Annotated in this window: 24 protein-coding genes; 9 read left to right on the forward strand and 15 right to left on the reverse strand. The window is 62.7% G+C overall.

Annotated features, from left to right (window positions below):
* Window positions 1-13 precede the first annotated feature (13 nt).
* From AC07VM_RS01380 to AC07VM_RS01390, 3 genes are all read left to right on the forward strand, one after another.
* Window positions 14-409, forward strand: a complete 396-nt coding sequence (locus tag AC07VM_RS01380; RefSeq protein ID WP_494909693.1) for a hypothetical protein — start codon at window positions 14-16, stop codon at window positions 407-409.
* A complete protein-coding gene (locus AC07VM_RS01385; protein WP_494909694.1) occupies window positions 399-629 on the forward strand; it encodes an antitoxin VbhA family protein in 231 nt (76 codons plus the stop codon). Before AC07VM_RS01380 ends, AC07VM_RS01385 begins: the two co-directional genes overlap by 11 nt.
* Before the next feature lie 61 nt (window positions 630-690).
* Window positions 691-1,008, forward strand: coding sequence for a hypothetical protein (locus AC07VM_RS01390; RefSeq protein ID WP_494909695.1), 318 nt, complete (start codon window positions 691-693; stop codon window positions 1,006-1,008).
* Window positions 1,009-1,300: 292 nt separating this feature from the next.
* On the opposite strand, the gene AC07VM_RS01395 is transcribed toward AC07VM_RS01390, so the two are convergent.
* Window positions 1,301-1,747, reverse strand: a complete 447-nt coding sequence (locus tag AC07VM_RS01395) for a hypothetical protein (protein ID WP_494909696.1) — start codon at window positions 1,745-1,747, stop codon at window positions 1,301-1,303.
* Window positions 1,748-2,744: 997 nt separating this feature from the next.
* Here AC07VM_RS01395 and AC07VM_RS01400 point away from each other — a divergent pair.
* The gene (locus tag AC07VM_RS01400; RefSeq protein ID WP_494909697.1) at window positions 2,745-3,677 is read left to right on the forward strand and encodes a DUF2971 domain-containing protein; all 933 of its coding nucleotides are present in this window, start codon (window positions 2,745-2,747) and stop codon (window positions 3,675-3,677) included.
* A 240-nt stretch (window positions 3,678-3,917) separates the two neighbouring features.
* On the opposite strand, the gene AC07VM_RS01405 is transcribed toward AC07VM_RS01400, so the two are convergent.
* The 8 genes from AC07VM_RS01405 to AC07VM_RS01440 all read right to left on the reverse strand — a co-directional run bounded on the left by AC07VM_RS01405 (window position 3,918) and on the right by AC07VM_RS01440 (window position 12,864).
* Window positions 3,918-6,161, reverse strand: coding sequence for a glycoside hydrolase family 97 catalytic domain-containing protein (locus AC07VM_RS01405; RefSeq protein WP_494909698.1), 2,244 nt, complete (start codon window positions 6,159-6,161; stop codon window positions 3,918-3,920).
* A gap of 189 nt (window positions 6,162-6,350) precedes the next feature.
* On the reverse strand, window positions 6,351-7,319 hold the full coding sequence (locus AC07VM_RS01410) for an alpha/beta hydrolase (protein WP_494909699.1): 969 nt from the start codon (window positions 7,317-7,319) through the stop codon (window positions 6,351-6,353).
* Window positions 7,312-8,307, reverse strand: coding sequence for an ABC transporter permease (locus AC07VM_RS01415; protein ID WP_494909700.1), 996 nt, complete (start codon window positions 8,305-8,307; stop codon window positions 7,312-7,314). Before AC07VM_RS01415 ends, AC07VM_RS01410 begins: the two co-directional genes overlap by 8 nt.
* Window positions 8,307-9,470, reverse strand: a complete 1,164-nt coding sequence (locus tag AC07VM_RS01420; protein ID WP_494909701.1) for an ATP-binding cassette domain-containing protein — start codon at window positions 9,468-9,470, stop codon at window positions 8,307-8,309. The genes AC07VM_RS01415 and AC07VM_RS01420 overlap by 1 nt, the downstream gene beginning before the upstream one ends.
* On the reverse strand, window positions 9,437-9,817 hold the full coding sequence (locus AC07VM_RS01425; RefSeq protein WP_494909702.1) for an ATP-binding cassette domain-containing protein: 381 nt from the start codon (window positions 9,815-9,817) through the stop codon (window positions 9,437-9,439). Before AC07VM_RS01425 ends, AC07VM_RS01420 begins: the two co-directional genes overlap by 34 nt.
* Entirely contained in the window at window positions 9,814-10,812 is a 999-nt protein-coding gene (locus tag AC07VM_RS01430; RefSeq protein WP_494909703.1) for a sugar ABC transporter substrate-binding protein, read from the reverse strand. Before AC07VM_RS01430 ends, AC07VM_RS01425 begins: the two co-directional genes overlap by 4 nt.
* A 105-nt stretch (window positions 10,813-10,917) precedes the next feature.
* Window positions 10,918-12,024, reverse strand: a complete 1,107-nt coding sequence (locus AC07VM_RS01435; protein WP_494909704.1) for an ROK family protein — start codon at window positions 12,022-12,024, stop codon at window positions 10,918-10,920.
* A gap of 255 nt (window positions 12,025-12,279) precedes the next feature.
* On the reverse strand, window positions 12,280-12,864 hold the full coding sequence (locus AC07VM_RS01440) for a TetR/AcrR family transcriptional regulator (RefSeq protein ID WP_494909705.1): 585 nt from the start codon (window positions 12,862-12,864) through the stop codon (window positions 12,280-12,282).
* 335 nt (window positions 12,865-13,199) lie between these two features.
* Here AC07VM_RS01440 and AC07VM_RS01445 point away from each other — a divergent pair, with 335 nt between their 5' ends.
* Window positions 13,200-14,594 carry an APC family permease gene (locus AC07VM_RS01445; RefSeq protein ID WP_494909706.1) on the forward strand — a complete coding sequence of 465 codons (1,395 nt, stop codon included), beginning with the start codon at window positions 13,200-13,202 and terminating at the stop codon, window positions 14,592-14,594.
* A gap of 96 nt (window positions 14,595-14,690) precedes the next feature.
* A complete protein-coding gene (locus AC07VM_RS01450) occupies window positions 14,691-16,040 on the forward strand; it encodes a flavin monoamine oxidase family protein (protein WP_494909707.1) in 1,350 nt (449 codons plus the stop codon).
* A 518-nt stretch (window positions 16,041-16,558) separates the two neighbouring features.
* On the opposite strand, the gene AC07VM_RS01455 is transcribed toward AC07VM_RS01450, so the two are convergent.
* The 6 genes from AC07VM_RS01455 to AC07VM_RS01480 all read right to left on the reverse strand — a co-directional run bounded on the left by AC07VM_RS01455 (window position 16,559) and on the right by AC07VM_RS01480 (window position 21,518).
* The gene (locus tag AC07VM_RS01455) at window positions 16,559-17,131 is read right to left on the reverse strand and encodes a cupin domain-containing protein (protein WP_494909708.1); all 573 of its coding nucleotides are present in this window, start codon (window positions 17,129-17,131) and stop codon (window positions 16,559-16,561) included.
* 13 nt (window positions 17,132-17,144) lie between these two features.
* Window positions 17,145-18,296: an alanine racemase gene (alr, locus tag AC07VM_RS01460; RefSeq protein ID WP_494909709.1), complete on the reverse strand. Its 1,152-nt coding sequence runs from the start codon at window positions 18,294-18,296 to the stop codon at window positions 17,145-17,147.
* The gene (locus AC07VM_RS01465) at window positions 18,293-19,060 is read right to left on the reverse strand and encodes an amino acid ABC transporter ATP-binding protein (RefSeq protein ID WP_494909710.1); all 768 of its coding nucleotides are present in this window, start codon (window positions 19,058-19,060) and stop codon (window positions 18,293-18,295) included. The genes alr and AC07VM_RS01465 overlap by 4 nt, the downstream gene beginning before the upstream one ends.
* The gene (locus tag AC07VM_RS01470) at window positions 19,057-19,899 is read right to left on the reverse strand and encodes an amino acid ABC transporter permease (protein WP_494909711.1); all 843 of its coding nucleotides are present in this window, start codon (window positions 19,897-19,899) and stop codon (window positions 19,057-19,059) included. Before AC07VM_RS01470 ends, AC07VM_RS01465 begins: the two co-directional genes overlap by 4 nt.
* A gap of 92 nt (window positions 19,900-19,991) precedes the next feature.
* Window positions 19,992-20,918, reverse strand: a complete 927-nt coding sequence (locus tag AC07VM_RS01475) for an ABC transporter substrate-binding protein (RefSeq protein ID WP_494909712.1) — start codon at window positions 20,916-20,918, stop codon at window positions 19,992-19,994.
* A gap of 147 nt (window positions 20,919-21,065) precedes the next feature.
* Window positions 21,066-21,518: a GNAT family N-acetyltransferase gene (locus tag AC07VM_RS01480; protein WP_494909713.1), complete on the reverse strand. Its 453-nt coding sequence runs from the start codon at window positions 21,516-21,518 to the stop codon at window positions 21,066-21,068.
* A 200-nt stretch (window positions 21,519-21,718) separates the two neighbouring features.
* On the opposite strand from AC07VM_RS01480, the gene AC07VM_RS01485 reads away from it, so the two are divergent.
* The 3 genes from AC07VM_RS01485 to AC07VM_RS01495 all read left to right on the forward strand — a co-directional run bounded on the left by AC07VM_RS01485 (window position 21,719) and on the right by AC07VM_RS01495 (window position 23,831).
* Window positions 21,719-21,979: an isocitrate lyase/phosphoenolpyruvate mutase family protein gene (locus AC07VM_RS01485; RefSeq protein ID WP_494909714.1), complete on the forward strand. Its 261-nt coding sequence runs from the start codon at window positions 21,719-21,721 to the stop codon at window positions 21,977-21,979.
* A 380-nt stretch (window positions 21,980-22,359) separates the two neighbouring features.
* Complete coding sequence (locus AC07VM_RS01490; RefSeq protein ID WP_494909715.1) at window positions 22,360-23,067, forward strand: GNAT family N-acetyltransferase; 708 nt, start codon at window positions 22,360-22,362, stop codon at window positions 23,065-23,067.
* Entirely contained in the window at window positions 23,064-23,831 is a 768-nt protein-coding gene (locus AC07VM_RS01495) for an isocitrate lyase/PEP mutase family protein (protein ID WP_494909716.1), read from the forward strand. Before AC07VM_RS01490 ends, AC07VM_RS01495 begins: the two co-directional genes overlap by 4 nt.
* The last annotated feature ends 364 nt before the right edge of the window (window positions 23,832-24,195 follow it).

The raw sequence follows: 24,195 nt of genomic DNA on the forward strand, positions 1-24,195 counted from the left end.
TTACAGTTGCCGCATGACGCTGACCGATGAGGAGCTAGTCGCCTGGGACGGCGACGGACTCCCGCCCGCCATCGAGAGCATTCGCCAACGCATCGACCAGCTCCCTCGCTGGCAGACCATCGGCATCCTGCAGGGCTGGTGGCCGATCCTGGCTCATCTCGACGAACGTCTGCGAGAGCTTGTTCCCACCTACCAATTGACACAGGTAAAACAGAAGCTTGGCACCCTAGAGGTAAACATGAAGGGCCCCATTACCTCGGACGCGGTCCGCGACGCGTTGAAGGCCTCGGTCGCCGAATCGCGGGTGACATGCGAGGTGTGCGGACGTCTCGGTTTCCTCCGTCGGAGTCGCGATGGATGGGTGGCTGTCTACTGCGACCAGCACGAGAGGCACGACGATGAGCAGTGAATCTGAGCAACCGCCCGCCGGCGATGGGAAGATTCGGTCCCGCGAAGAACGACTTCGCAGCACAGTCGAAGCGTTGCACTCCGGGGTCTTGGATGGCCTGAAACCGACGCCCGCGGCCATCCGTGACGCCTGGGACTACATCGACGGTCGACGCACCCTCGACGAAATCATCGAAGACGTTGTTCCTCGCCACACTCGCGTGGCACAAGAAGAGCCCTGATCGGCAACGCGGAGCGGAATCGATGGGCTGAGATCGTGGGCCCGTGCTAACGGCGGCAAGCATGGCGCGCTCGCTCGGTTGGAGCGAGGCCGAGGTCGTCGGCGCTGGGGGTCAACTGCGCCTTCTAATGCTACGTACCGACGAGGGTGACCTCCTGTTTCCGTCGTTCCAGGTACTCGATGGGAAGGTCGTCCCAGGCCTAGCGGAAGTCGTGCGCATCCTCCAGACCGGAACCCAGAGCCGATGGACTTGGGCACAGTGGCTGAACACCGAACTGCAGGATAAGGATCAACCCCGGAACATCCAGTACCTCAACGACGGGAGACTCGATGAGGTGATCCGCGAGGCCGAGCACGACGCGCGGGCGTGGGGCTCATGACGGTCCGAGCTGATAGGTCCGCGCGCCCACATGGCCTCCTCGAATGAAACTCTCCAGTCCGCAACTGCCGGAATCAAGTTAAGCTGTATGTCTCCTGCCAGAGATTGCGCGACCTACGACCCGGCCCCGCCGACGTGGGTCGCTTTTCATTTGCGTCGAGCGGTACTTTACGCATACATACGCGGACCGACACCGGCGGGGCGCGCGCCCCTGGCCGCCGATCGCTACATCTCAGTCACGGAGCGCCGGTGCTACTAGCGACGGGCCGGGTCGACTGACACCGCCTCCGTTCTCAGAACTCGATGTCCCCGTGAACCTCGCAGCCGTGGCCGCTGCACTCCCTTACGCGCGGCTTCGGCACCGGCTCGTACCCGGCTTCCCACTCGCACCACGCGCCGTCGTCGCCGGCGTGCCACGCCGCGAGCCTGAAGTCCATATCCTTGCCGAACGTCTCCCTCACCTCGCATCGGAGACGCCCTTCGCTGAACACCTCGAGGCTCAGAGTTTTCGGATAGGTCACGCTCTGCGTCAGGATGACCGTGACGTTCTGTCGGCTCGACAGTTCGGCGCTTGCCGCGCGCAGTCTCGCGATGTCACCGTCATTGGTCAGCTGCTCATCGACGCCGATGACAAGCAGAGCTTGCCCGTCGTTGCGGAGGAACAGTTCGGTTGACGTGCACATCGTGTAGTAGACCGAGTCCTTTTCCTGGTGTGCGAAGGCGGGGTTTGTCGTTGTCATAGGCTTCTACTCTTGGTCGGGGTCGATGTCGTTCCCGGCTTAGCGGTTGCTTCCCGGGGCCTCCCCTATGCGCTCAGTCCGAAAAGTCGTCGCCTGTCAGCCGGGCAAGAGTTGCGTCGTTGCCAAGACGACGACGCAGCCTGGTACAGCACAGCTTGTGCGGAACGTCGTCGGCCCGGTTGGCCCCGCGTCGTGCTGGGGATTTGCCGGAGCACGCGCCGTCGAGGGCACGACCATCGGATCTAGCAGTCGAGCTCCCGCGGCAACCACAACCATCGGTGAGCTTGTGATTCTGAGCGGAGCTCCAAAAGACGTGACAGCCTACGGAGCATCCGGAACGACATACGTGGTGCCAGGACTCGGCTCGTCCGAGCGTTGAGCTGAACCGCCTTCTGGCGCAGAACGGCACGACCGAATTGGTCCCCGCGATGGTCTTTCCCATCACCGGGACCGTCGTCACCGCGAGAGCGTCTGGTCGAAGTTCGAGGCCAGCACCGTCGTGTGCCTCAGATTTCTGACAATCAGGCCTTCGTGGGTCGTGACGCGCCAGACGGAACTGCTCCTTCGACTCTGCGCCACCAACCGCCGGCCGGTGCACTGGCTACGGATACTCGAGGTTTGCAAGCAGACCATACCGATGCAGAGCGCGGCTTGTCTGTACACCGCGGATGGCGAACGTAACCTGCGTCTGGATACCCACTGGGCTAGTGCACTTTGCCCTGCTGGCGCGAGTGGCTCCTGCCCGATCTGCCGTGGCTGGTCGGAGGCGCACATGCTCGTCACACAACTTCGAGGACCGATTCTCATCCAGGGCAGTGCAGCGTATTTCACTCTGCACCGCGGTCGCATGTCACAAACGCTGAGCCTCCACCACGATGCCTGTCGAGATACGGTGGTCACGATGAGCGCTCCACAGCGCTCGGACCGACCGCGACCTTCGTGTGTTGTTCGGGCTGCTCGGTCTCGCGCCGCCGGAGGACCATGCCATCATCGGAGCATGGAAGAGCTGACCGACGCTGGCCCTCTGTGGGAAGTCCTCAACAGGGAGGTACCCACCCACCTCTACCACTACACCGGGCCAGCCGGAGTCATCGGTATTTTGACGAGCCGGACGCTTTGGGCGGGGCGTCCGGCGGACATGAACGATTCCACCGAGCAGCTCCTCGCCCACGAATACGCGGAGGCCGAGCTGCTCCGACTGCAGTTCCCTGCAGGGTCCATCGGGGAGGGCATGGTCGATTACGCGGTCGATTTGATGCGAATGAGTCGCCCGCTCCACGTGAGTATGTCGAAGGCCTATACCGTGTCCCTCACCTCAGAAAGCGACTCCCTCGAGCAGTGGCGAGCGTACTGTCCCCGAAGCGGTGGTGTCGCGCTCGGGTTCCGGGCTGCGCACCTGAGGAACGTCGCCGCCGACCAGAATTACTTGCTGGGCCCATGCATATACGACGTCGAGACGCAGAAGGCGATGGTGCTTCAGATCGTGAAGCACCATCTCATCATCTGGGACGCCCGGCGTTCGCTCGAGCTTCCCCGCGAGGGCATTAGCGCTCACCTCGTCCACGACCTGTTGAGCGACCTCGACCGTTTCGCTCCGCTTATCAAGCACAGTTCATTCCGCGCAGAGCACGAATGGCGGCTGATATCAACCCGAGAATCGGCGACCGCGGACGCCGGGTACAAGCACGTCCCCAGCCCCACGGGGATCAAGGTTTTCAGGGAGTTCAAGCTACTCACGGACGACCACCCCGTGATCCGCCCGGGCGATCCGGATGAGACCGGAGCGGTTCAGCCAAGTGATCAGGCGTTCTACCCAGTGATCGGCCCGTCGCTCGACCCGGGAGCGATGGATGAAGCGATTCGGACACTCGTACCCGGCGAGTTCGGATGGCTTGCCATGGTCGGCAGGACCGCGTCTCCGTACCGCTGAGGCGTCAGACCCCGGCGCCGAGGGGTCGCACGCTAGTTGGTTTCCGCGGAGGTGATGATTGGCTGTTCAGTGTCGTCATCAAGAGGATCGTGCGACCGGTCGGTGAAAATCTACTCCGTGACTGGATCGCGTTCGCGAGGAGCGGCCGTGTCACCATGGCGAGGCGTGTTGGGCCTGCCCCCGGATGGGGGGGGGAATCCGGGGGCAGGGAATTCGCTACTCGACGCCCGTCGAGCGGCTTCAGTCGAACCAGAACAGTTGGTTGTCGATTCCAGTTGACGGTCGTTGAACGAACTGACTCCCCGCCTCCGAACCGAGCTGGGTGAGGTAGAGGCCGCTTCCACGGTTCAGAAGTCGGAAACGACCGCTTCCTGCGTCCTCGAGAAGCCACTCATCGTTCTGAACAGCCCCCGCCTCATAACTCCATTGGATCGCGCCAGCACCAGAGCTCGTCGACCCGGAATCGATCACCACTGCCCGTCCGCTGTGCTGAGCGACGAGACGATAGAAGCCATCACCGACCGACTGCGCCTGGAACTGGCTGTTAGAGTCGGCACCCGCATACCACTGCACGATGGAGGCTCCATTCGCCGTCGATCCGTAAGCGACGTTGAGCACCTGATCTGTACTGTCGATGCGGAGCCGACCGTATCCGCTCGGCGGGGTGACCACCTTACTGAACCGGACCACGTGGCCGCCATCGGTCACAACTGACGGGATACTCAGTGTCGAGCCAGCCAAGATCGTCTGAGATGTGCGAACCAGCCCCCCACCCGCGGTGTCGTTGATGATCTCCGCGTGCCAGGTGCCGGAGCCGAGGAACGAGGTCGAGTAGGAGATCGCCCCTGCGGGGCCCGACCTACTCGCGCCGACGTACCAGTTCGCGCCACTGCGTCGGGCGACGATCGCTCCGGTGTCGGGGCCGCCCCCGAGGAGCTTCGTCTCATCCCACACGACGGGAATCTGTCGCGACCACCACTGCGCCTCGGGGCGAGCGGCAAAGACCTCTCTGGTCGCTGCGGGGCAGAGCAGCCCGCTGTCAAGCTGGACCGTCAATGCGAGCTCGACGGCATCGCTGTTCGGCTTTCCGGTCTGGAACCCGAATGGCGTGTAGTCGCTGCCTCCCAGTACGCCACGGGTGAACGGTACGGCCGTGACATGCGCATTGTTGCGCGCTCCAGGCCCGAATTCGCTCCCGCGGATCCCTTCTTGCGTAAGGACGTGCGGCCAGGTGCGGTAGACCCCTTGAGGCAGACGAGCACCGTGGAAATCGACCATGATGTGATGCGCTGCGGTAGCCGCGAGGATGGCGTCGTACCACTGGTACCGCGACTGGCTATCGCTGTCCATAAAGTCGATCTTCGCGCCCTTGACACCCCAGGTATTCAGCTGGCTAAGCACAGTGTCGCGTTTAGCCGCGGTGTCGAGATCGCTCCAGTGGTACCAGACCCAGATCCCTACGCCGCGATCCGCCGCGTACTGCACCAGCTCGGGCATCCAAGTCTGACCCTTCCATCCTCCATCGACGAGCGAGTATGCCCACCCCTGAGACGCGGCGTAGTCGACCCACGCTTTCTGCGCGCTCAGGCTCGCGCCTGTGGCTTCGCCTCCATCGAGCCAACTCCAGGCGCTAACGCCAGGCCGGATCCACGAGGTGTCTGTGATCTGAGAAGGGCGCGCCACGTCGTCCGTCAACGTCGACTCGAAGACGTTCGACGCGGTGCCGATCGCTGCCGTTCTCCACGGAGTCTTGAAGCCAGATGCAACGGCGATCGAGGGAGTGGCCAACGCGAGTTCGAAACCGCTCCCCCACTTGTTGAGGCGACCTCCTGCGTACGAGCCGGTGGCGTCAGACTCGGCGAGGAGGACGTTGACGCCGTTGGTTCGCCGAAGCAGCATTCCGAAGTCGTAGGCGCCCCCAGGCAGGGAAGAGAGCGTCGAGTTTGACCAGAGATCTTCGTGCGCATCGTGGTAGGGAGAAGACGTGACCGCCGTGTCACCCGGGAACGAGTACTCGGTCGCATCATCCGTGATCGTCCCCTCGGTGCCAAGTTCATAGCGGAACGCGATTCCCGAGCTCGACGTCCGTACGATGACGGTGAAGCGATGACCCGCTTTGTCGAACGTGAGCGTGGTCACATTCGCTGTACGATTGCGCACCAACTCTTTTCCGGTGACCGTCGTGTAGTTATCGGTGACCGTTGCATCCGTCCGACTGATGAACTCCAGACCCGACCGATAGTCGACCGCTGAGGTCGTGAGCCCCAACTGTCCCGGATCGAGTGCGGCTTGGCAGTCGGACGTCGCGCTGAGCCGGAGCGCTCCAGCGGCGTCAAGAGCGACGGTGGCCCGCACACCATCACATCCGCCTGCTGATGCGCCGGGTTGCGCGGTCGACCAGGATCCCGGCGTCGCGGCGCCGGCACTGGCTGGCACAATCATCGCCGCGACGAGAGCGGCAGCCACCGTCAGCGCTGCCGCCATCGGTCTCACGTTCACGCGGCCCCTTGGGCGTTCGCGCTCATTCCTGTACATGGACACAGGACTCCTTTCCCGGCATCGGCATGGAAAGGGAGTGGCCCGCGGCCAACGCCTTTGGGCCACGATGTGAGAGTAGGTGCCAGCATTTTTGACCGACAATGAACGAATATCGCAACCATTGACTTGCTTCGCTCACCGGCCGAGATGGCGACGGATGAAAGCCACTTGGTCGCTGAGGCTCGTACCGGAGATGGCAGCGTCAGGCACCAGCTGGTCGAACACGTGGTACCCACCAGCCCACAACCGGATGTCCACCGGCACGCCCGCCGCCAGCAGCCGCGATCCGTATTCGAGAGCCTCATCGCGCAACGGGTCGATCTCGGCGACCAGCAGATACGCACGAGGAAGGCCACGCAGATCAGAGGCGCGCCCCGGAGCTGCGTACCCGTCTGGCGGCATGTCTCCAAGGTAGAGTCGCCACATCTTGTGGCTGTTGTCCGCGTCCCAGACGGGAGTATCGACGAAGCGCTGCATCGAGTCGCTCTCCAGCCGGTCGTCGAGCACAGGGTAGAGCAGCATCTGCGCACGGATATATGGGCCCCCTCGATCGCGAGCAAGAAGAGCGACGCCGGCCGCGAGCGCACCTCCTGCGCTGACCCCTGCGACCGCCAGTCTCTCGGCATCGATGCCGAGGGATTGGGCGGTCTCTGACATCCACGCGAGCACCGCGACGCAGTCGTTCAGCCCGTCTGGGTAGGAGAGCTCAGGAGCGAGCGAATACTCCGGCGACACGACAACGACCCCGGCCTCGGCGGAGTAGCGAAGACTCCGCGCATGTTCAGTGGCGAGATCGCCTCCGACGAACGCGCCGCCGTGCAGCAGCAGCACGCCTGCGCACTGCGCGGCAGTGTCCACGGGCCGATAGATGCGCACCTGAATCATGCGGTCGTCCTGCGAGCGGACCATCCGATGCTCGATTGAGACCTTTGCGCCGAAGGCTTCCTCGGCTTGCGCGGTGACGAGTCCCTCAGACCCCATCAGCATTCGGGCCGCGGGCAAGTCATCAAGGTCGGGCCGCTGCATCGATCGGACCGCGCGATTCAGTTCCGCATCCGCTGCCCACCCGCCCGCAGGCGTCGGTGACGATCGATCGTCATTCATCCTCGCGAGCCTTCCAGCGATCGATCGCGAGGGCGATGAGCAGCACAGCACCCGTTGCGATTCCCTGCACGTAGGAGGACACGTTCAAGATCACGAGCCCGTTGCTGAGTGTCGCGAGGAAGACGATGCCGAGCAGCGTTCGCATCACGCTCCCCCGCCCGCCGAACAGGGACGCACCGCCGAGCACGACCGCCGCGAAGATATCGAACTCTGCACCGGCTCCGTTGCTGGGTGAGGCCGAACCGAGCCTGCCCGCAAGAAGTACGCCTGCGAGCGCGGAAAGCACGCCTGCAACAACGAAGATCTGAATCGCTTGCGAACGAACGCGAAGCCCGGCAGTCCGTGAGGCCCGTGCGGAAGAGCCGATGGCATAGCTCCGCAGGCCCCACGCAGTCTTGCGCATGACGAACCACGCGACCAGATACAGCCCCAGGACAAGGAGCACGGAAACCGGAAAGGGTCCGATCGACGCGATACCCACCCAGGCAAGCAGATCGAAACCGTCGCTCACAGGCGCGGCGATCGATTGTCCGCCCGTGAACAGCAACGCCGCTCCGCGGATCACGAGCGCCGTCGCCAGGGTTGCGATGAATCCGGGGATACGGAGCCCTTCCGTCAATGCTCCGTTGACGAGGCCGAGAAGGCCTCCGAGCGTGACAGCCCCGAGCATCGCGAGAGCAGTCGGAACCCCCGCCTGTATGAGGGAAACCGTGGCGATGCCCGCAACGGCGATGATTGCTCCTTGGCTGATATCGAGGCGCCCCGCGACGAGCACGATGGTCGCCCCGATAGCCGCAACCCCGAGAACGGCGGATTGGCGCAGGATGACGAAGAGGTTGTCTACGCTGAAGAACGTCGTCGAACTCACTGCGAAAACGATGACCATGATGATCAACGCGGCAGGTAGAACGAAGAGCGTCAGATCCGCGCGCGGCTTGGATCCGGTCTTCATCGCCGCCATGTCGGTCGGGGTCTCGGTGGTGCTCATCAGTTTCCTCCAGTGGCAGCGGACAGCAAGTTCTTTTCGGTGGCGAGACCTGCGGGTGTCTCGTACACGATCGCGCCGTTTCGCATCACGAGAATGCGGTCGCATGCCGCAATTAGCTCGGGGATTTCCGAGCTAATCATGAGCACGGTGATCCCTCGGTTCGTCAGCTGCGTCACGGTCTCCAACAGGTCGTGCTTCGCGCGCACGTCAATCCCATGAGTGGGTTCGTCCAACACCAGAACCCGCAGATCCTCAGCCAGCAGACGGGCAAGCAGGACTTTCTGCTGGTTGCCGCCCGAGAGGTCGCGGATGTCCAGGCCGTCCGAGGCGGCCTTGATGTTGAGCCGAACGAACATCTCGCGCACAAGGGTCCGGATCGGTCCGTTTCGGAGTACTCCGCCGGTCGTGGTGCCTCGCGGTGTCCGCACGATCATGTTTTGACGCACACTCAGCTCGGGCAAGATTCCTTCGGCTCTGCGGTCCTCGGAGAGGCACGCGACGCCTCGTTCGAACCCATCTGCGGCACCCTTCGGTCGGTAGGGTGCGCCGTCGATGAGCATCTGGCCGCGCGTCACGGGCAGCAAGCCGCCGATCGCCTTGCCGATCGAAGACTTCCCTGCCCCGACGAGACCGAACATGCCGACTACCTCGCCGGCACGCAGTTCAAGGTCGAAAGGCACTCGTCGTCCGATCTGGACGGCATGCGCGTGGAAGACGGATTCTCCGATGACGCCGCTGCGCTCCTGACGAGTGAGCGCCTGGGAACCGGGGACCATGGCTTCGACAACCGCCCCCATGCTGCCGCGATCTGGCGGGAATTCTCCGGCGACCTGCCCGTCTCGAAGCACGACCACGCGGTCGCAGAGCTCTGACACCTCGTTGAGCCGGTGGGATATGAAGACCACGGCGATTCCCGCTGATCGCAGCGAGCGCATCACTCCGAAGAGCCGCTCCGCTTCGACAGGAGTGAGAGACGACGTCGGCTCGTCAAGAAGGAGCACGGAACCCGCTGACCGGAGAGCCCGCGCGGCTGCCACCAATTGGCGGTCGCCGATCGACAGATCACGGAGAAGCTCTGTCGGGTCATTGGCGAGCCCCACTCGGCGGAGCAGTGCTGCGGCCGCCGAGCTCATCGCACGCCGGTCCAGAGTGAAGCGCCGCATGAACGGACGTTCATCCCCCAGGAAAAGGTCTCAGCAATCGTGAGATCAGGCACGAGATCGAGTTCTTGGCGCACGACGCCGATACCGAGGTTCTGCGCGGCTCGCGGCGAGTCGATACTCACCGTGGAACCATGCACGACCAACTCACCGGCATCCGGCTGCAACTGTCCGGTCAGGATGTTGATGAGCGTCGACTTGCCGGCGCCGTTGGCACCGGCAAGTCCGAGGATCTCGCCCTCCCGCAGAATCAAGTCGACGCCCGTCAAGGCGGCTATGCCACCGAAGGACTTCTCGATCCCACGTGCTTCCAGTGCGGGCACCTTCTGTGCGAGGCGGGTGTCGCTCATTTCAACGCGTCGAGAATCTGCTGGACATTCTTCTTCGTCACCAGTTCAGCAGGGACGATCTGCTCTCGCTCCACGTCCTCGCCAGAACTAGCCTTGAGGATCTGCTCAGCGATGATTCGGCCCTGATTGACCGGGAAGAGACCGACCGTCGAGATGACTTCGCCGCTCAACACGTAGTCGAGAATCCGCTTGTCTTCACCGCCGGTAACGACCCCGACGTCCTTACCGGGCACACGCCCACTCGATGTGATCGCGGAGACAGCTCCCAGCGCGCTGGAATCGTTGAGACCGACGATCAGGTCCAGGTCCGGGTGCGCTTGAAGAATCACTGATGTCTGCGCATTGCCGGTGTCCTCCTGGAACGCCTCCACCTCGCTCACCAACTCCCAGTTCCCCTTTCCCAGAACTGCGTCGATACCGTCGATGACGCCTTGGTGGCGGAGCAGGAGCGGGTCGCCTCCAGAATCCTGATGCAAGATAGCGACCTTGGGCTTCTCGCCTTCACGATTGGCGGCGAGCCAGTCGCCGGCGCTCGTGCCCTCGAGCTCCCCGAAGGCAGAATCGTCGAGGTTGAATGTGATGTCCGCCTCGGGGATCGAGGTCGCGAGCCCCACGACGAGGACTCCCTGATCGTGGAGTCTGTTGGCGATCGGGCTGATGGCCTTGGGGTCGGTGGGAGTGACGATTACCGCCTTCGCCCCGCCGGCGACGAGGTTCTCGATGCCCGACACCTGCTTGCCGGAATCGGCATCAGGGTCTGATGTGGTGACCGTGATCCCGCAGGCCCCGAGCACTTCGTTGAGGCCCTGCTCGACGAAGGGGAAATAGCCTCCTGTGTTGGAATACGGCGAGTAGCCAACCTTCGTCAGGCTCACTCCGTCACACTCCGCTGGTTTGTCAGCCGTGCCGCCACCGGCGGCGGTCTGGCAACCGGCAAGCGCGAGGACGATGGCAGTCGCAGCCGCTGCTGCGGTTGCAAGCCGAGTAATCTTCATTGTCAGTCTCCTTTGACGGAACGAGCGCAGGTCAAGTGCTTCACTCTTGCCCGATAGGAAGGCTATTGGCCGCCTTTTTTTGCATCAATGAACAGAAATTCCCGTTCAGACGACGCCCTTCATCAGCACTGCTCCAACGGCGCCCAGCGCGGCCGCATTGCGGCCGAGCGCGCCGAGCAAGACCGGCGTATCCGCGCTGATCGAGAGCGCGTTGTGGGCCACGCCTTCAGCGACCACCCGGTCAATCTGATCGGAAGCTCGACTCAGGGCTCCGCCAAGAATCACGGCTTGCGGGTTGAGGATGTTGCAGAGCGAAGCGGTGGCACGCCCGATGACCTCGTAAGCGTCGGAGAATGCGCGAACTGTGGGCGGGTCCCCGGCTTGGAGGTTCAGCAGAATCTCGCCCCACTCCGGGTCGTGTCCGTAGGCCGGACGCAGCCGCCGCACGATTGCAGGAACGCCGACCACCGTCTCCAGACAGCCACGACCTCCGCATCGACAGATCTCTCCCGTGGGATCGACGGTCATATGCCCGAACTCGCCCGCGGCGCCTGTCGCACCTGTCACGATCTTCCGATTGAGCACGTACGTGCCACCGACCCCGGAATGCAGCTTGAAGTAGATGAAGCTCTCGAGTCCGCGACCAGCGCCCCAGAGAAGCTCCGCGTAGCAAGCCAGACGCGTGTCGTTTCCGAGGGTGATCGCACACGGCAGATACTTGCGTGCCCGCGCGACGATGTCGCCTTCCCAGTAAGGCAGAAGACTCTGAAGCGAGGCGGCATTGTTCGCGTAGTCGATCGGGCCGCTGATGGCGATGCCTGCCCCGACGATGTCGGCCCAGGTGATTCCGGCAGCGCCCATACTCGCGTCGAGCATTTCTCGCGCGGCGCTGAGTCCCTCATCCGGACCGTAATCGCGGGACAGTTGGCGTTCGTCGGACCCCAGCAAGGTGTGGTCGACACTCGCGAGGATCGTTCGCACCGAACGAAACCCGAAGTCGATACCGATGGTCGCAGCCGAACCCACGACGAGCTTCAATAGCGCAGTCGGTCGCCCGCGGCGCGCGGGAGCTTCCGGCACAATCTCCGTGAGCACACCCTCTTGCAGCAGTTCGGAGGCGGTTCGTGTCACGAGTGCGCGTGACCAGTTGAGCTGCGACATCGCGTCAGCTCGCGCGACCGGACCTTGGGCGGCGATGAGATTTATGAGCATCGCGAGCGTCTCCCGGCGACGACCACTGACCCCGTCGAGAACGGCAAAAGGATTGCGTGGCGCGTACCCGGATCTAGGGTCCATCGAGCCTCCATGACTTCATCGGAAAGGTGGCTCAGAGGCGTCCTGGCCAGCGCGTGTGTGCTTGACATCATGGCCTACACGAGGAGCATTCAGTCATCTCGCGACGGCTTTTTGCATGCACCTCATCATCGAGCAACAGAGAGGTTCACGCACCGATCGACCGACCGGAGTTCAGTTTCCTCTCGCCGGTGCAACGCCCGGGGTTACTGCCGCCACCAAGGCATCCAGGGCTCCAGTGAGCTCTTCGACGGTAATGGCGTGACTCAAGTACTGCAGCATCAAGCCATCTAGAGCAGCGAAGAGGGCAAGGTTAAGACCGTCACTACGTGTCGAAGTGATTTTCGCGTGCTCGGACGTGAACTCGGTGATGTAGCGCCGGTAGAGCTCTCGGATCGCTGGCCGCAACTCGGGTCGGCGGCTGGCCTCCAACGTCATCTCGAATTGAAACAGCTCGACGTCAGGATCCGAGAGAACGTTTCGAACGAGCGCGTCCCGGAACGACGTGGTGCCAACGGCGTACTCGGCAAGGTCAGCTGCTCCCAGGGAGCGATCGGCTGACCAAGTCAGAGCGGCGGAAATGAGGTTGTCACGCGAACCGAAGTGGTGCGCGATCAGGGTGTTGTTCACGCCCGCCTCTTCCGCAACGGCCCGGAACGTCATCCCTCGCAGGCCTCTTTCAGCCACCACCCTCACAGTGGCCCGAAGCAGCGCCTCGCGCCCCTCGCCATGGCTGACACCCCTCGTTGCACCCGTCACGCCACTCAGGATAGCCCCGAGCCATTGCGACTGCTGAACACTTGACTTTCACTAAGCAACTGCTTAAAGTGACGCCTAAGCAACTGCTTAATTTCGGCGAAGGCCGTCTCAAATCAGCATTGAACTTGTACATCCAGCCAAGCCAAGGTGGCCGTTCAGTCCAAAGGAGGACTCATGAGCGCTGCAGCACGTCCGACTCGAGAAGCCAGGGCGGTCCGCCCTCGGAGCAAGGCCGAGGCTCCCCACATGGCCGTTCTCGAAGGTGCGCCACCGAGAATCGCGACCGTTCGAACGGCTCCGGCGACAGTGGTCTGGCTGCAGACCCCGGTGCAACGATGAGCGCACTCGGCGCTCCTCAAGGCAACGAGAGCCTCCTACGCATCACACTGTTTGGCCTGTCCGGACAGCAACTCGTCCCGGGAATCGCGCTTGCAGGCGGGTACCTGATCCTTTACGCAGGCAACGCCTCCTGGCTGTCGATGCTGATCGCGGGTACCGCTTCTATGCTCATCTGCGTCGCTGTGAACTACTTCGCGAGACGCTACATCGAGACAGGGTCCATGCTGTCTTACGTCGGGATCTCGCTCGGACGGGTACCGCAGCGACTTGTCGCAGTTTCCTACCTCGTCGGCTACGCGGTGTCCTGTGCGGCCATGACAACAAGCGTCGTCATTTTCACGAGCAGCTTTCTCGCTAGTGTGGGAGTGAACTTCGCCGCCGAGGGATGGTTCCAGGCCGCATCCGCGCTAGTCGTAGCCCTAATTGCAGGGGTAGTCACGCATCGTGGCCTCGACTCTTCAATCGCCATGTCCCTGATACTCGGCTTTGCTGCTCTCCCTCTCGTCCTGCTGGTCACGGTCGGCGCGGCGATCAATTCCGGGATTGATTTGGCTGGTCAGTTCACACTGGTAGGCGCAACAGTTCCGAGCGTGATAGCAGGCGCAACGGTGGCGCTTGCGTTCTTCGTCGGCTTCGACGGCTTGGCCTCATTTGCCGCCGAGACCCGCGATCCGACGCGGAACATCCCAAGGATGCTCACACTGGTCATCTCCGTCGGCCTGATTTCATACCTCGTGGCAATCCTGCTGACCATCCCGACTCTCATGGCTCGCGCCGACGAACTAGCCGCAGGTGCCTCACCGACAGCTGTGCTCTCTCGAGCTGCAGGGATGCCCTGGCTACAGATACCCATCGATCTCCTGCTCGTCGCTGCAACGCTCGCCAGCCTCATCACCCTGTTCAACTACGTTGCGCGGATCCTCGCCGCCGCCGGCGCGGATCACTACCTGCCGCGGCGCTTCGAGAGCCTGCATCCAAAGTTCGGTTCGCCGACCTTCGCGGTGGTGACCTTGACCGTGCTCGCAGTGCTCATTCCTATCGGCCTGCAGCTGGTCGCGTCCGCGCCGCCGCTCGAGTCGTCGACGCATCTGTTCACTTTGTACTCGCTGTTCTGGGTCGTTCCATACGCCGTGATTGGAATCGCGGCAATCGCTGAGATGCGCCGCCGTGGCGAGCGCCGCCCGATTCGCGCGGGGATGATCACCGTCGGAGTCCTGGTCTTCGCGTACCTACTCGTGTCGAGCTTCGTTGAGAACCCCGGCGGGATCAGCGGGTTCCTTCCGACTGTGATGCTGACCCTGACCGTGGCGGGCTTCCTCGGATTCACAATTGCTGATCACCGTCGGGAACGAGACGCACGGCGGGCCGAAGAGAAAGCAGCTTCAGGCTGACCTACGGCACCGCGGTGCTGACGAGACCCATAGAAGGACCGAGTGGAAACAACAATGCGACAGGCCACGACGTGTGAGCCTGCGGAAGGTGGAAGTGTGCAGAAGCAATACGATTGCCTCGTCATCGGCGGCGGTCCCGCAGGTATCGCCGCGGGAGAGGTGTTGCATGAGGCCGGAGTGGACTTCGCGATCCTCGAGGCGAGCGACGAGATCGGTGGAAGAGCGAAGACGAGATCACTGCCGGGAGGCGGCTTCTTCGAGCGCGGTGCGATGTTCTTGCACGGCGTTCGCATCGCTACCTGGGATGCCGTGATCAAACACGGGATGGCGACCCACGGCGGATACCACCGCGACTGGTACGGCGCACCGGCGATGCAGCACAACCACGTCACCCCGGGGCTGGATATCGATGGTTACCAGGATGCAGTGACCCTACTGGTGGACTCCCTGCTGGACTACTCCCACAGGGGCAGAAGCCTTCATGACGTGATCGAGGAGACCGACCTGCTGCCAGACATGAAGGCGGCGCTGCTCTGGGAATTCTCCGGCATTATCCAGCGGGATCCGCGACAGATCGATGCCACCAGCGCCGGCGAAATCCTTCTTCGCGAGGCTCCGCGCACCGGCATCTTCGAACTCGCCGATGGATACTCCGAACTCTGGCGAAGGATGTCCGCACCATTCGCCGATCGCGTCATTCTCCAGTCGCCGGTCAGCCACGTCCGCCACACAGCGAGCAATGTCGAGGTCATCGCAAATGAGAAGACATTCCTCGCCGCCACGGCGATCGTCACCCCGTCCGTCGGCGTGCTGAAGTCAGGGACAATTGCGTTCGATCCAGCGATTCCCAGTACCAAAGCAGAGGCCGTGCACGGGCTGAAGATGGGCACGATGATTAAGGTCGGCGCACTCTTCTCGTACCCCGTCTGGGAAGACGCTACGGGTTGGGCCGAGAACGTTCGCGAGGGGAGATCCTTCTCCGTCCCCGGAGCGAAGTACGTCGATTTCTGGTATCTCACATACCCTGCACAAACCGGGACGCCGCTTCTCGTCGCCCTCCTCGGCGCAGGGAGCGAGGAACTCACCGGCCGCCCGGAGAAGATCCAGGACGCCGTGCTGCAGGACCTCGAGATCGCGTTCGGACACTCGATCGTCCTCGAGCATCTCGTCGAGCTCTTCGTTGAGGACTGGGCCGCGGATCCCTTTGTCAGGGGTTACGCGAGTTCTGTTCCTGTCGGTAGCTATCACTTGAGGGCGGCGCTTGCTGCGCCGACTCCTCCCCTGTTCTGGGCTGGCGAAGCTTGTGCGACGGACGGACACGCAGAGACCATCGAGGCCGCCTTGAAGACTGGACGGACCGCCGCTATTGAGGCGTTGCAATCTATCCGCCCTTTCTTGGTCGGACACCCCGACTCCCGCCTTGATTGGGCGGAAGCCAATGAATAGTCCTGAGCTTGTCGCGGCAGAAGCCGCCCTGACCTCGCACTCCATCAACGCGTTCGAGAAGTGCACCCGTCGGTAATCGTCGATGGTTGGATGAGTTTCGCGATATCCCGCGCCGCCCTCTCACTCCGTCCAAGACGGCAAGGGGATTGCGCACAGTTTGCGCGGAGTCGCGACGCATCGGGCGGCCATGACTCCGTTTGGCATTTCGCGAACAGGATCCTTACAAGTCGGTGCCTTAGCTATCATGGCGCGCGCCGCGTCCACCGCGGGTCTATGGCGGCTTCTCGCGCGAAACTTCGCGTGAAACGCGAGCGGCCGCTGTAGCACGAACTGCGTAGCATGCCCGTAGTGGAGCAGTCCTGCTGGCTACCACTCCAACATGGCACACACATGGAGACACTGAGGCAAATTGAAGTCTCAGCATTAGGGAGACTCGATAGGCCTGATCTCGCCATATTTTTCGCGCCGGCTCTGATGCCACCGAGGCTAAGGATGCGCTGCAGGTCGGTCATGCCCTCTTAGGGCCGAGGCTCGGTACTCGCCCACACCGCTACGCACGTCTCGTCTCCGGAGTTCCAGTAGCGGTGCGGCGTGCTGGAAGCGAAGTTGATCGAGTCTCCGGGTCCGAGAACGAACAGCTCCCCAGCCAGGTCGAGATGCAACTCCCCTTCGGTGACAATGCCGACTTCGCTGCCGCCATGAGTGTGCGGCTCAGCCCCAGATTCGGCTCCCGGCTCGACGCGACGGACAAACATCTCCACTTTCGCTCCCGGAGGGGTCACCATCTCCCACGAAACTCCAGGCGTCTGCGGCAACTCGATGAGCCTGCGATCCGCCACGCCCACGAAGGGACGCTGAGGACCTTCCAATCCAAGGAAGAGTTCCGCGAGGGATAGTCCAAGCGCCTGGAGCACAACATTCAACGTGTGAACAGTTGGGCTGTTCTGCCCCTTCTCGAGTTTGCTTAGGTACGCGCGGGAGAGGCCGGTACGAGCAGCAAGCTCTGAAACGCTCAGCCCTTTGGCTTTGCGTGCCTCGGCCAAGTGGGCGCCGAGGTTCTCGTTGGCGCTGCTCGATCTCGTGACAGTCACGGACATACCTTTCTCAACCCTCGCGCTCGACTCCCTGGACCGCCGGCGCCCGAGCGTAGCGCCGCGGAACAGAGTCCCTCACGAGGAGCGGGAACACCTCGTCGTCGCGGTGACCTTGGTAGCGAATCACATCCTCGACAGAAATGCGAACCCCGCCTTGCTCTCCGACGAACGATGCCTTCGAACCGACGTGAACACCAGATACATGCCCGACGTCCACGCGCATGTACTCCAGGGCAGGGCTGCCGAGAATGGGACAGCGGATGCCGTCGATGAGCACGTGCCCGGCGTGGAACCGGTCGATGCCGTCGTACTGGCCGATCGGAAGGACGGCGACGCGGGTCGGTCCGGTACCCGCGAGCCCCTCTGCGACGAACGCATTGCGATGCACGTCCTTCACATGGACGACCCGGCTGCTCAACTCCGTGAATGCGGGGCGAAGGTCCAAATCGACACGCACCTCCCCTGGCGGGCGCATGCCGAAAAGGAGGCTCCCGGGGTCAGCGCCGTCCAGCAAGTTGTCAACGCCCGCCTGGATGGTGCTGCTGCTCGCGGCCATTGCGAACGGAACGATCACCCCACGCTCGGCGAGGCGGGTGAGCAAGGCACGAAAACGTGAATCCTGCCACTGCAGGTAGGACACAGACGTGTCGAGCTCGGGAGTGTGCAAGTGGGTTGTCACACCATACAGACGCAGCTTCTTGTGCTCCGAGACTGCGGCAACGAGGTCGTCGGCCTGTTCGGCAAGCTGTCCAAGGCGATCCTGGCCGACATCGACCTTCACCACGACGTCCAGTGCCCGCCGCGTGTTCCGCGACAGGCTCGCCAGCGACTCGTCGTCGTGCACCGTCCCGATGACGCGGTGCTCTTCCATCGCAGCGGTTTCTTCGACACCCGACAGGTTTCCCGCAAAGAGCAGAATCGGTTGGACCACTCCCGTTTCTCGCAGGCGCACAGCATCGTCGAGATCCGCCACAGCAACGGCATCGGCACCGGCCTGCAGCACCGTCTGCGCCGCAGGAATCAGTCCGAACCCGTAGGCGTCGGCCTTGAGCGTCGCGAACAGGAGGCGGTTCGAGCCGAGAATGTGACGCAGCCGGAAGACGTTGTGGTGGATGGCCTCGCTGTCGATGACGATCTCGTTCGGACGTGTCAGGCGGTTCATAGCACCCGCTCGAGGAACGCTCGCGTGCGCGCATGGTGCGGGTGCGACAAGACCTCGCTCGGCGACCCGCTCTCCAGAATCCGGCCCGAGTCCAAGAAGGTCACGGTGTTCGCTACTTCCCGCGCGAACCCGATTTCGTGGGTGACCACAATCATCGTCATCCCGTCAGCGGCAAGGTCTCGCATCACATCGAGAACTTCGCCGACCAATTCCGGGTCCAAAGCTGACGTCGGTTCGTCGAACAGCATGAGCTCAGGACGCATGTTGAGGGCACGAGCGATTGCGACGCGTTGCTGCTGCCCCCCTGACAACTGGTGAGGGTAAGCGCCCTCACGGCTACCGAGCCCCACACGGTCGAGGAGTCTTCTGCCGCGTTCGGTGGCGTCTGCCCGGGACTCGCCGAGCACGACGGTCGGCCCCAGCGCCACATTCTCCAGCACCGTGTACTGGGGGAAGAGGTTGAAACGCTGAAACACCATCCCGATGCGGGACCGCTGGCGGGCGATGTCGCGTTCGCGCATCTCGTACGCCTTCGACCCGACTGCACGGTAACCAACCAGACGGCCGGCGACGGACAACCGGCCCGCATCGATGCGTTCCAAGTGGTTGATGCACCGAAGGAACGTGCTCTTGCCGGATCCCGAGGGTCCCAATAGGCAGGTCACCGTTCCTTGCGGGACCTGCATGTTGATCCCCGACAGGACTTCGACGTGACCGAAGCTCTTCCTCACCTCGACTGCCTCGACCATCCATTCTTCGTTCATGCCTGTCGTCCTCTCAGTCCTCGTAGACTGCCGAAGATGTCCTTCGCGGGCTTACGTCCCTTCGCCTCAGGGCTGAACCGGCGCTCGAGGTAGTGCTGCCCGACGGTCGCGATTGTGGTCATCACCAGGTACCAGATGCTCGCGACGATCAGGAGCGGCACCTGCATGAAGTTTCTCGAGTAGATGATCTGCACGCTTGTGAGCAGTTCGGGGAGTGCAATCACAATGGCGACGCTGCTCGTCTTGAGCATCGAGATGGCTTCGTTCGCCGTCGGCGGGATGACTACCTTCATCGCTTGGGGCAGGATCACTCGTCGCATGATCGTGAGTCCGGGCATGCCGAGTGCTTTGGCGGCTTCGGTTTGACCTGGGTCGACGGATGAGATGCCGCCTCGGACGATCTCGCTCATGTAGGCAGCCTCGTTTAACCCGAAACCAAGAACGGCCGCGAGCAACGGTGTGATGAGCGCGTTCGTGTCGAACGAAGCGAATGCCGGCAGGAACGGGAAGCCGACTTCGATCTGAGGATAGACCGATGCCAAGAAGTACCAAAAGAGCAATTGCACGAGGACGGGCGTAGCTCGGAAGAACCACACGTAGAGCGCCGCTGCACCGCGCAGAACCGGATTCGCACTGAGGCGCATCACGGCGAGGACCACGCCGAGGGCAACGCCCACAACCATCGAAAGCAGCGTCAGTTGCAAGGTGAGCAGGAGACCGTCCAGAACGACCTGAGCAGTCAAGTACTGCCCGACGACATCCCAGTGGAATCGTGGGTTTCTGACGAGCGAGTCGAGCATCGCGAGGCAGAGGATGACGACGACTCCGACGACGACCAAGCGGCCAGGGTGGCGAAGGCGAACGACGTCCATACCCTTGTCCGGCGGGTCACCGGGTGAGTGAGTGAGCCTCACGGCGGCTCGTCGCTCGCTCATGAGGTTCCGCCGTTGATCGTCGCGCCTTCCAGGGCAGCGTCCTGCAGGTTCCACGCTTCAAGGATGTCCGCGTAGGTGCCGTTCTTCTGGAGTACCAGAAGTGCCGCTGCAACCGCATCCCGAAGGCCCGCGTTGTCCTTGGAAACACCGATGCCATAAGGGGCGGCCTCGAACTGATCTCCGACCGTTTCGAACTTCTCGCCGGTCTGGGTGACCGTGTACGCAAGCAGGGGGGTGTCTCCGAGGACTGCATCTGCGCGACCACTGTCGAGCGCCAGAGTCGCACCGTTCTGGTTCGGGTAGCGCTGGACTTCGAGAGCTCCCTTCCCCGTGCTCGAGCATTCTGCGCTTGCTTCGTCAGCGTAGTCCGCCGCGTTCGTGCCGGTCTGGACCGCGACTGATCTCCCGCAGAGGTCCGCGAAACCCGCAATGTCGCTGGGGTTTCCCGCCTTGACCATCACGCCAGTACCGGAGCTCAGGTAGTCGATGAAGTCGATCTGTTCCTGTCGATCAATTTTGTCCGTCATCGCCGACATCGCGAGGTCGGCGCGACCTGCCTGGATGCTGGCGATGATTCCGTCGAAGTTGGTATTGACGAACCTCACCTGGACACCAAGTACGGAGCCGATTGCCGAGCCGAGCTCAGGATCGAGTCCGATGATCGTCTTGTTGTCTGTGTCGAAGAACTCGATGGGGGCGTACGAGGCATCCGTAGCGATCACGATCTCTCCGGACTTCCGGATGTCGGCGGGCAACAGCGCTGAAGCCTTCGCGTCAGTCGTTGGGCTCGTCGCGTGTTCGTCGGCCGGCAAGCTGGCGCACGCTGTCAGGGCTGCGAGGGAACAGGCCAAGACGGCGGTAGACCATACGAAAGGTCGGGCGGAGCGTTTCGGCAGTGGACTGCGGTACGGGTCAGTGATCATTGCGTCTCCTATTGACGGGGTCGAATCACTCTCCTCCGAGTCAAGGCAACTGTCAACTATTGTTTTCAAAAGGACTAGTTTAGTTCCAGTTCGGGCTGCGCCTACAACAGGCCGAACCGGGGTCGACCTGGCAACGGCTCAGCCGCTCTAAGACAAGGGTTCGCGCCCACGAAAGACACGCGGCGGAGTCCCGCCTTCGTCGACCTTTTTCGTGAAGTGCACCCGTCGGTAGTCGCCAGCGGTTCGATGGGTTTCGCGGTATCCACGCCGCGAGTAGTACTCGACGTTCTCCGTCATCACCTCGTTCGTGTAGAGACGCACTTCCGCTCGCCCTGCAGCGTGCGCGAGGCTTTCAGCTTCCGCCAGCAGGGCCGACCCGAGGCCCACCCCCTGGACGCTGGAGGAGACGGCGATGTTCTCCACGAGCAGCGCGTCCTCCTCGAGGCGGGTCACCAGCATCCCGACAAGCTCATCCGCGCGCCACACCAGAAGCGCCTGGCCGGACGACGCGATCGTCTCATAGTCCGCGAGCATCGGAGCGGGTTCTCGATCGAGTCGCGGGATGTAGACACCATATGCCGCCCGAGCGAGACGGCGCATAGCATCAGCGTCTTCGGGGCAGGCAGTTACAAGTAAGAAACCGGCATCTTCGGGAAGAGTCATACCTCCAGTGCAACACACGGTGTCCCGGATGTCCGACGTCGCTAGCCCCGGTGCGACAACTATGATCGTCAAGCGACGCGACCCGAGGGAATATCAACATGAGACCTCAGTCGGATACGGCGTCCCGGTTCCGCCAGATGCACGAGGACGGCTTCTTCGTCCTCCCCAACGCGTGGGACGCGGGGAGCGCGGTCAGGCTCACCCGAGCAGGATTCGCTGCGATCGCGTCGACCAGCGCGGGAGCGGCATGGGCGTATGGACTCAACGACGGCGAACTTGATCTTCGGGCGGTTCTCGCCCATCTTCGAACGGGCGATACAGCAGTGTTCGCGACGACGAGGCAGCATCTTCGAGTCCGGTCACGAGCATCCCAACGAGGTCTTCATCCGTCCGCATAAGAAGGGGGGGAATCGCGAAGCCGCGAGAGCGTCGTAGTTCGCGAGCATCGGGCGGGGCTTCTCCCGATACGAACAACGTAGACATGTTAGGCAACCTCTGCGAGCTGACGCATCGCATAGCCATCGCTCGGTCGGGCGGCAGCGAACACGAAACCTGGTTCCTCGTGTATCGGCGTATCTCCAGCCGAGAATCGGCACGGGCCGCGCGCTTCACCCTGCACCGGCTGCGACAGCGCCTCACCGGAATCGGGTCACGTCATGATCACAAATCCCCCAAAACGGCGAACGCCGAAAGGAGTGGGCGGGGCAGTGCACGGCTGTCAACCCGCAAGTTACGACATCTCTCGCTCCATAGCTGGACGCACGGCTAGGATCGCACCATGGGAGACGCAATGCCTTCGCCCGCTCACGATTCCTGTACCGACCTTCACGGTTGGAATTCGCCCGCCAGGCCAGAGCGCGTCGTACTCCAGGGGAAGTACGCCCGCCTCGAACCGTTGAACCCAAATGACCATTTGCTCGATCTCTTCGACGTTGCGCAAGAACCTGGCGGGAGCGAGCGATATCGCTTCCTCCTTGAGGATGCGCCGACCAGCTTCGGAGACATGGAGCATTGGGCAAGGGGGGCTACGGCATCCGAGGATCCTCTCTTCTTCGCCGTGATTGATCGCTCGACGGGTCGCGCGGAAGGTCGCCAGGCACTGATGCGCATTGACGAAAAGAACGGCGTGATCGAACTCGGGAGCATCCTCTGGGGCGCCAAGCTCGCGCGGACACGGGCGGCCACGGAATCGTTCTACCTACTTGCGCACTACATCTTCGACGACCTCGGTTACCGGCGGTTGGAATGGAAATGTGACGACGGGAACGAGCCGTCGAAGCGAGCAGCACGCCGGTTTGGTTTCACCCCCGAGGGCGTGTTCCGTCACCACATGGTCATCAAGGGGAAGAACCGTGACACTGCATGGTTCTCGATCACTGCGGACGAGTGGCCCGGGCTCTCCGCCGCGCTACGCGCGTGGCTCGATCCAAGAAACTTCGACCAGGCCGGCAGCCAAGTACGACGACTTGAGGAGTATCGGCCATGAAGTCACGAACGGAGAAGGCGGCCGCCTTCCGCCAGATGCACGAAGCCGGGTTCTTCGTGCTCCCGAACGCGTGGGACGCCGGTAGCGCAGTTAGGCTCGCGAAGGCAGGATTCAAGGCAATCGCCTCCACAAGTGCCGGTGCGGCCTGGGCTCTGGGACTGGAAGACGGGGAACTCGACCTGCTGACCACTCTCGAGCATCTCCGAATGCTCGTAAACGCCACACCGTTGCCCGTGAATGCTGACTTTGAGAATGGATTCGCTGATTCGCCTGATGACGTGGCACGCAATGTTTCACTCGCGGTTCAGACGGGGATCGCTGGCGTCTCGATCGAGGACTGGTCGGGGAGCACGATGTACGAGCTCAACCTAGCCACAGACCGAATCCTCGCTGCACGAGAAGCCATCGACGCCATAGATCCGGCAGTGATGTTGATCGGGCGCAATGAGAACTTCCGTGTTCCCGAGATGTCGACAAGCGACAGCATCGCAAGAGCGATCGAATATGCCGAAGCAGGCGCCGATTGCCTGTTCGTTCCGTTCATCACAGACCGAGGCGCTCTAGCGGAGCTCGTAAGCGCAGTCGCCCCCAAGCCCGTCAATGTTGTCCTGCACGAGTACAACGAGGATATTCTCGCGCTTGCGGAGCTCGGAGTGCGGCGGTGCAGTGTCGGTGGCAGTCTCGCCAGCCGTAGCTGGGCAGCATTCGACCAGGCCGTCGGGGAACTCAAGAACCTGGAAACCCGGGCCTCCACAGACCGCTAGCCATGCGAGCTTCGCGCGCCTGCCGGTGCCGCGGCCTGGTGCGCCCCGATGGGGCACCTGTCAGGGATGTAACTCGGCGATCGCTGCCAGGTTTCGAGAACAGCCGAGGCACCGGACTGACCGGGCGAGCCGTACCTGGCACCGAAAGCTCAAAGTCGTCCTCCCGGTCAAACCAGTCCGGGGGGGGACGGCTGGTCTGGCCGGGAGGACGAGCTCACCTCGACCCACCCCAACGCGTTCGCTGGCATCCGGGGTTGTGGGTCGTGCACGATACGAGAACCAGATCCAACTCCTCAGGCATCTCTCGATCGCGTTGATCTCGCGTGTCGCTCACTTGTCGTCGTTCACCGCACTACTTGAAGGT

Source organism: Microbacterium sp. GW821-FHT01D02 (assembly GCF_059422585.1).

Excerpts from the sequence above, each read along its gene's own strand:
- AC07VM_RS01380 (WP_494909693.1), top strand. The coding sequence starts at position 14 with ATGACGCTGACCGATGAGGAGCTAGTCGCCTGGGACGGCGACGGACTC.
- AC07VM_RS01385 (WP_494909694.1), top strand. The coding sequence starts at position 399 with ATGAGCAGTGAATCTGAGCAACCGCCCGCCGGCGATGGGAAGATTCGG.
- AC07VM_RS01390 (WP_494909695.1), top strand. The coding sequence starts at position 691 with ATGGCGCGCTCGCTCGGTTGGAGCGAGGCCGAGGTCGTCGGCGCTGGG.
- AC07VM_RS01395 (WP_494909696.1), bottom strand. The coding sequence starts at position 1,747 with ATGACAACGACAAACCCCGCCTTCGCACACCAGGAAAAGGACTCGGTC.
- AC07VM_RS01400 (WP_494909697.1), top strand. The coding sequence starts at position 2,745 with ATGGAAGAGCTGACCGACGCTGGCCCTCTGTGGGAAGTCCTCAACAGG.
- AC07VM_RS01405 (WP_494909698.1), bottom strand. The coding sequence starts at position 6,161 with ATGGCGGCAGCGCTGACGGTGGCTGCCGCTCTCGTCGCGGCGATGATT.
- AC07VM_RS01410 (WP_494909699.1), bottom strand. The coding sequence starts at position 7,319 with ATGAATGACGATCGATCGTCACCGACGCCTGCGGGCGGGTGGGCAGCG.
- AC07VM_RS01415 (WP_494909700.1), bottom strand. The coding sequence starts at position 8,307 with ATGAGCACCACCGAGACCCCGACCGACATGGCGGCGATGAAGACCGGA.
- AC07VM_RS01420 (WP_494909701.1), bottom strand. The coding sequence starts at position 9,470 with ATGCGGCGCTTCACTCTGGACCGGCGTGCGATGAGCTCGGCGGCCGCA.
- AC07VM_RS01425 (WP_494909702.1), bottom strand. The coding sequence starts at position 9,817 with ATGAGCGACACCCGCCTCGCACAGAAGGTGCCCGCACTGGAAGCACGT.
- AC07VM_RS01430 (WP_494909703.1), bottom strand. The coding sequence starts at position 10,812 with ATGAAGATTACTCGGCTTGCAACCGCAGCAGCGGCTGCGACTGCCATC.
- AC07VM_RS01435 (WP_494909704.1), bottom strand. The coding sequence starts at position 12,024 with ATGCTCATAAATCTCATCGCCGCCCAAGGTCCGGTCGCGCGAGCTGAC.
- AC07VM_RS01445 (WP_494909706.1), top strand. The coding sequence starts at position 13,200 with ATGAGCGCACTCGGCGCTCCTCAAGGCAACGAGAGCCTCCTACGCATC.
- alr (WP_494909709.1), bottom strand. The coding sequence starts at position 18,296 with ATGAACCGCCTGACACGTCCGAACGAGATCGTCATCGACAGCGAGGCC.
- AC07VM_RS01465 (WP_494909710.1), bottom strand. The coding sequence starts at position 19,060 with ATGAACGAAGAATGGATGGTCGAGGCAGTCGAGGTGAGGAAGAGCTTC.
- AC07VM_RS01475 (WP_494909712.1), bottom strand. The coding sequence starts at position 20,918 with ATGATCACTGACCCGTACCGCAGTCCACTGCCGAAACGCTCCGCCCGA.
- AC07VM_RS01480 (WP_494909713.1), bottom strand. The coding sequence starts at position 21,518 with ATGCGCCGTCTCGCTCGGGCGGCATATGGTGTCTACATCCCGCGACTC.
- AC07VM_RS01485 (WP_494909714.1), top strand. The coding sequence starts at position 21,719 with ATGCACGAGGACGGCTTCTTCGTCCTCCCCAACGCGTGGGACGCGGGG.
- AC07VM_RS01490 (WP_494909715.1), top strand. The coding sequence starts at position 22,360 with ATGGGAGACGCAATGCCTTCGCCCGCTCACGATTCCTGTACCGACCTT.
- AC07VM_RS01495 (WP_494909716.1), top strand. The coding sequence starts at position 23,064 with ATGAAGTCACGAACGGAGAAGGCGGCCGCCTTCCGCCAGATGCACGAA.